Origin of the sequence: Ferruginibacter sp., assembly GCF_014377975.1 — a bacterium.
GTDB lineage: Bacteria > Bacteroidota > Bacteroidia > Chitinophagales > Chitinophagaceae > Ferruginibacter.
This window is the reverse complement of sequence record NZ_JACMOO010000129.1, coordinates 1-4,829: the sequence shown is the minus strand read 5'-3', so window position 1 is coordinate 4,829 and position 4,829 is coordinate 1. Positions and strand designations below refer to the sequence as shown.

The following is a 4,829-nucleotide window of genomic DNA, read 5'->3' as shown; positions in this document are numbered from 1 at the left end:
TGCTTTCTAGAAACACTTCCGTGCCTGCAGTCAGCCCAGCAAAGTTTACCAGCACATCTAAGCGTTCTCCCGGAGCCAGCAAAATATTCTTCACGGGTGAAGGGTTTTTTAATAAGCCACCGTCATTACCGATAATAATTAAATCAGCTTTATTACTCAAAGCAAGATTATAAATGCGGGCATTGGAACCATTTAACATTCGTAATCTGTAAAACCGTGTGGTTACTTCTACAAAAGGAGACACCTCTCCGTTTACAAGGATTGTTTCCCCCATAAAGCCTGACATAACTTCTCCCATGGAAGGGTTATAGGTAATGCCCGATGATGATAAGCGTTTGTCCTGTATCACCAGTGGGATCTCATAAGTTCCTGAGGGCAAATTTAAAGATGCTTCTTCTGCATCATTAATTATAAATAAGCCGGCTAGACCCTGAAATGCTTGCCGGGCAGTAGCTCTGTCAGGATGTGGGTGATACCAGTTCAATCCTGCCCGTTGATTAACGTTGAACTGATAATTAAAACTATTGCCGGGATTTACGACATCTTCTGGATGCCCATCCATATTGGCTGGGATTTTTAACCCGTGCCAATGGATATTGCTTTTTTCTGAAAGATTATTTTGAAAATTTATATTGGTATTTACGCCATTGTTAACACGGATAGTAGGTCCTAATATTCCATTGGTTTGGTAACCTAATACGGAGATATTTTTTCCATTAATATCAGCCGTGGTTGCCTGTGCAGTTATTGTTGCACTCCCTGTTACGGTGCTAGGAACAGGGAGTGGCCTGCCGAAATTTCCTTCCTTTATAGACATAGGCTGCCCACCCATATTCATCATATTGTTATTGCGGTCGCATGCCGCCAAAAAACTAGCCATAGTACTACCCACTAATATGCTGCCTGCTCCCAGTCCTGTGTTTTTTATAAATTTTCTGCGTTTCATAAGTATCTATTTGCTATTTGTTGAATCAAAGCTTATGGATTCAGCTTTGTTTTGTTATATCCTTTTCAAGAATTTTCTTCTTCTCCTGATATTCTTCGGTTGTGATTTGTCCTGAAGCAAACCGCTTCTGCAAAATATCAAGAGGAGAATCTTTCTTCTTTCGTTGCCCAGGAACATCATAAGGTGTTGCAAAAATCCAAAAAATTAAGATAACCCAAACGAACCACCATATCAGGTGCATTCCCCAAAAATTGCTATTGTAAAACATGATTTTTAATTATTAATGATTTGATTTTTATTGATAACAATTATATTCTCCTCCTGTAAAATATCCAAATCCTCTCTGCGGCAGGAAGGACTAAGACACGTAGGGGAAACTTTTACTACAAAGCCTCAATTACCTTTTGTAACCTCGTTCTTATTTCAATTGCAATATCCTGCAAATCTTTATTTTCTATAGCCTGCATAGAGGCTGCCGGATCAACTGCAGATACTTCTATCTGTCCCGGTACTTTTTCCTGAACAATGACATTACAAGGCAACATGGTTCCAATTTTATCTTCTGCCAGTAAGGCTTTGTAAGCAAATGGCGGATTGCAGGCGCCCAGGATTTTATAATTATAGAAATCCACATCAAGCTTTTTCTTTAAAGTGACTTTAATGTCAATTTCTGTCAATATACCAAAGCCTTCTGCTTTGAGAGCATCTGCAACTTTTTGAATGGCATTATCGAAATTTTCGTTAAGGATCTTGCTAAAATAGTACCTCATGGTTCTTGTTAATTATTGAATTAATTTAGTTTGAAAAACACCCTGATTATTTTTTTTTCCGGGAATAAAAAAACAATCCAATTAATACAATTACAAAAATAAAAAACCACCCACCCATATGCATTCCCCAGTAATAGTAATCTCCATTGTTGTTCATCATGGCTTTAACTTTTAATATTTTTAAAATTATTGTTAGTGATGTGATTTAGTTTCATCTTTATTTTCAGTTTTTTTATCCATCTTCTTCATATCCGTATTTTTTCCGTTCATCTTTTGCATCATATCCATCATTTGCTGATTTCCCATCATTGATTTACACATTGAGGACATCATACTGGTGTCACTTTTAGCTACTTCCATCATATTAGACATCATGTTTTGCATCATGCCAGGATTATCTTTCATCATCATTTTCATCTTGTCATTTCCCTGCATCATCATTTTACCATTTTTACTATTCATCATGGCTTCCATCATCTCTTTCGACATATCAGAATCATTAGCTATTGCGGTGATGATTTCAGTTCTCGAATCCGATTTTGAAAGAATTTGTTTTGCAGACTGACAGGATGCGAACAGCGTAATTAAAGCAATCGCTAATGTAATTTTTTGTAGTGTTTTCATTATTTTTGTTTTAAAATTTTTCTTCAGTTTCACTGTTGCCCAAATATTTTATCTACGTACTATCTCCACAGAACATTTTGCATGTAATGCCACTGCTTGTGAAACTGAGCCCAGCAGAAAGCGTTCCACAACCCCCAGACCATGAGAGCCAACCACAATCAAATCAGCATGGAATGTTTCTGCTTCTTTGAGGATGACACTTTTTGGAGAACCTTCAATAACGATGGTGGTGGTGGTTAACGCAGGATTCTTGTTATACAAAACTTTCTGTGCATTTTCGGCAGCATTCTCAGCAGCTTTTAAAGCCTGCAAATCTGCTTCAGCAGAATATTCTTGCGACACACCCATTGGGCTCATGGCCGCTATTAACGCAATCCTTTCGTAAGCAGAAATAATACGAACTATCGTATTAGGAGGAAATGGTCTGCGGGCAACCTCCTCAACCGCTGCTTTGCTGTGTGTAGATCCATCTGTAGCTAAAAGTATTTTCATGATTTTTTTCATGAGTTTCGGTTTCGTAATTCCCTTTCCAATTTACAGGGGCATCAATGGGAAGCTGATTTTTATTGTTCGGTACTATTCCTTCAAGCCATGCGCCTTTAGAAAACACATTCAAATCGGCCCATTTAGAAAAAAAATTATCTTCTTTGTTTAAAGTTTTCTTCTGTTGCTGAATTAATGGTATCTGTAGCCTCAAATTTTTTAGCCAACTCGAGAAGATTTTCATCCACATCATTTATTTTACTACAAATAAACTTATCACCGACCTTATTCCCACTACTAGGGCAAAACCTACAACTCATTTAAAATGGGGTGATGTATGGTATGGGTGATGACTTCAGCCAGCATAAAATGGTTCCGATTGGTTATGCTGTTCCGTAATCTATGTATATTAAAATGATAAAATTTAAAAAATCTATTAAGAGCCATTTAAAACATGGCTCTTAATAAAAGGGCTGATTACATTTTCATTTTGCCTTTCTTTACCATCTTGCCTATTTTTCCACCCATGTCCATCATATCACCATTTTTCATAGTCATTCTTGTACCATCCTTTTTTGTACACATTCCATCTATCATCACCTTTGTACCATTTCCCATTGTCATCTCTTTGTTCATAGGCATTTCTTTGCCATTTTTAACCATTTTCATCTTACCATCCATCATCATTACATGGTCTTTCTTCATGTCCATCTTTTGTTCCTTTTTGCCCATACCTTCCATTTTGTGTTCTTGGGCAAATACACCTGAACTAATTGTTAAGGCGGTTATCAAAATCAATACTTTTTTCATAATTAAAAATTTGGGGTTTCACAGCTAAGCTAGTTACCGGTACGAGAAATAAATTATTTATATTTTGTTTGTATTAAAAAATTGTGTTCAAACTTTCGCACTCATAATGACCATCTAAATAAACACCTTCCGCTATACTGCAAAGAGCATTCATTAAATTACATGGTCGCTATTTTGCTGCATTCATCAGCACATATACGGCAAGATTCTGCACATTTTTGGCAATGTTCCAAGTGTTCATGTTTTTCGCATTCTACTGCGCAGGCGGTACAAATTTCTGCACATAAGTCGCAAAACTTAATTGCAAAATTAAGTGTATGTTCATCTGCCCTTGCTAAAAAAGCTGCTGCAGTTCTACACATATCAGCACAATAGCGGTCAAGCTCAATACACTGTGCCATTGCGTTGGCATCTTTTTCATTTGAACATGCGGTAGCACAATGTTCGCATTCTGCTGCACACACATTGCAGGCATCAATACATGCTTTAAATTTTTCGTGACTCATAATTATTTTAATATTGTTGTGAATGAAGTTTCATTAACCAAAGGTTTGCTTTTAAACGACAGGAAGTGTTACATAATTAGGTATAAAACCATCATAATTCATACATTCTCAAGATTGCCCCTTCTTTTATCTTCCATTGACCTAAACAAAGAAGGCGTGAGTCCTGTTACCTTTCTGAATTGATAAGAAAGATGTGCCATGCTGCTGTAATGTAGCTTCCATGCAATTTCAGTAAAGGATAATTCGTCGTAAATGATTAGTTGCTTTACCCTTTCAATTTTGTGCAAAATGATAAAATGCTCTAAAGTCATTCCTTCTGTTTCCGAAAAAAGATGAGCTAAATAGCTGTAGTTGTAATTCAATTTTTCCGATAGATAAGCGGAGAAATTTATTATAGGTAATTCATCTGTGTAATGCACCATTTCTACGATCACAGTTTTTATTTTTTCCAACAGCATCGCTTTCTTATCATCCATTAATTCAAGCCCTGATTTTAGTAGAGCTAATTTCAGTTGTTGAGTTTCTTCTACTGTGATGTTTTCCAAAATATCCACTTCACCCAAGTAAACCGTAAAGGAATGCAAGCCTATTTTTTCACATTCAGCCTTGACCAGCATTTTGCATCTAAGGCATACCATGTTTTTAATGAACAATTTCATTGGGTATATTTTTTGATCTGGCTTTCATATA

General features: G+C 36.4%; 8 protein-coding genes. All 8 read right to left on the bottom strand.

From position 1 onward, the window contains the following. Positions 1–946, bottom strand: a 946-nt coding sequence (locus H7254_RS07595) for a multicopper oxidase family protein (RefSeq protein WP_301932399.1), incomplete at its 3' end; no start/stop codon positions are given. A 40-nt stretch (positions 947–986) separates the two neighbouring features. Beyond that, positions 987–1,214 (bottom strand): SHOCT domain-containing protein, encoded by a 228-nt coding sequence (locus H7254_RS07590; protein WP_301932398.1) that lies wholly within the window; start codon positions 1,212–1,214, stop codon positions 987–989. Between the two features lie 115 nt (positions 1,215–1,329). Further along, positions 1,330–1,716 (bottom strand): DUF302 domain-containing protein, encoded by a 387-nt coding sequence (locus H7254_RS07585; protein WP_301932397.1) that lies wholly within the window; start codon positions 1,714–1,716, stop codon positions 1,330–1,332. A 192-nt stretch (positions 1,717–1,908) separates the two neighbouring features. Then, positions 1,909–2,373 (bottom strand): hypothetical protein, encoded by a 465-nt coding sequence (locus tag H7254_RS07580; RefSeq protein WP_301932396.1) that lies wholly within the window; start codon positions 2,371–2,373, stop codon positions 1,909–1,911. Positions 2,374–2,388: 15 nt separating this feature from the next. Beyond that, positions 2,389–2,844 carry a universal stress protein gene (locus H7254_RS07575; protein ID WP_301932395.1) on the bottom strand — a complete coding sequence of 152 codons (456 nt, stop codon included), beginning with the start codon at positions 2,842–2,844 and terminating at the stop codon, positions 2,389–2,391. Between the two features lie 456 nt (positions 2,845–3,300). Continuing rightward, on the bottom strand, positions 3,301–3,633 hold the full coding sequence (locus H7254_RS07570) for a DUF6799 domain-containing protein (RefSeq protein WP_301932394.1): 333 nt from the start codon (positions 3,631–3,633) through the stop codon (positions 3,301–3,303). A 158-nt stretch (positions 3,634–3,791) separates the two neighbouring features. Then, positions 3,792–4,139 carry a four-helix bundle copper-binding protein gene (locus H7254_RS07565; RefSeq protein WP_301932393.1) on the bottom strand — a complete coding sequence of 116 codons (348 nt, stop codon included), beginning with the start codon at positions 4,137–4,139 and terminating at the stop codon, positions 3,792–3,794. Between the two features lie 98 nt (positions 4,140–4,237). Then, positions 4,238–4,798, bottom strand: coding sequence for an AraC family transcriptional regulator (locus H7254_RS07560; RefSeq protein WP_301932392.1), 561 nt, complete (start codon positions 4,796–4,798; stop codon positions 4,238–4,240). Between the last annotated feature and the right edge of the window lie 31 nt (positions 4,799–4,829).

Excerpts from the sequence above, each read along its gene's own strand:
- H7254_RS07590 (WP_301932398.1), bottom strand. The coding sequence starts at position 1,214 with ATGTTTTACAATAGCAATTTTTGGGGAATGCACCTGATATGGTGGTTC.
- H7254_RS07585 (WP_301932397.1), bottom strand. The coding sequence starts at position 1,716 with ATGAGGTACTATTTTAGCAAGATCCTTAACGAAAATTTCGATAATGCC.
- H7254_RS07575 (WP_301932395.1), bottom strand. The coding sequence starts at position 2,844 with ATGAAAAAAATCATGAAAATACTTTTAGCTACAGATGGATCTACACAC.
- H7254_RS07570 (WP_301932394.1), bottom strand. The coding sequence starts at position 3,633 with ATGAAAAAAGTATTGATTTTGATAACCGCCTTAACAATTAGTTCAGGT.
- H7254_RS07565 (WP_301932393.1), bottom strand. The coding sequence starts at position 4,139 with ATGAGTCACGAAAAATTTAAAGCATGTATTGATGCCTGCAATGTGTGT.
- H7254_RS07560 (WP_301932392.1), bottom strand. The coding sequence starts at position 4,798 with ATGAAATTGTTCATTAAAAACATGGTATGCCTTAGATGCAAAATGCTG.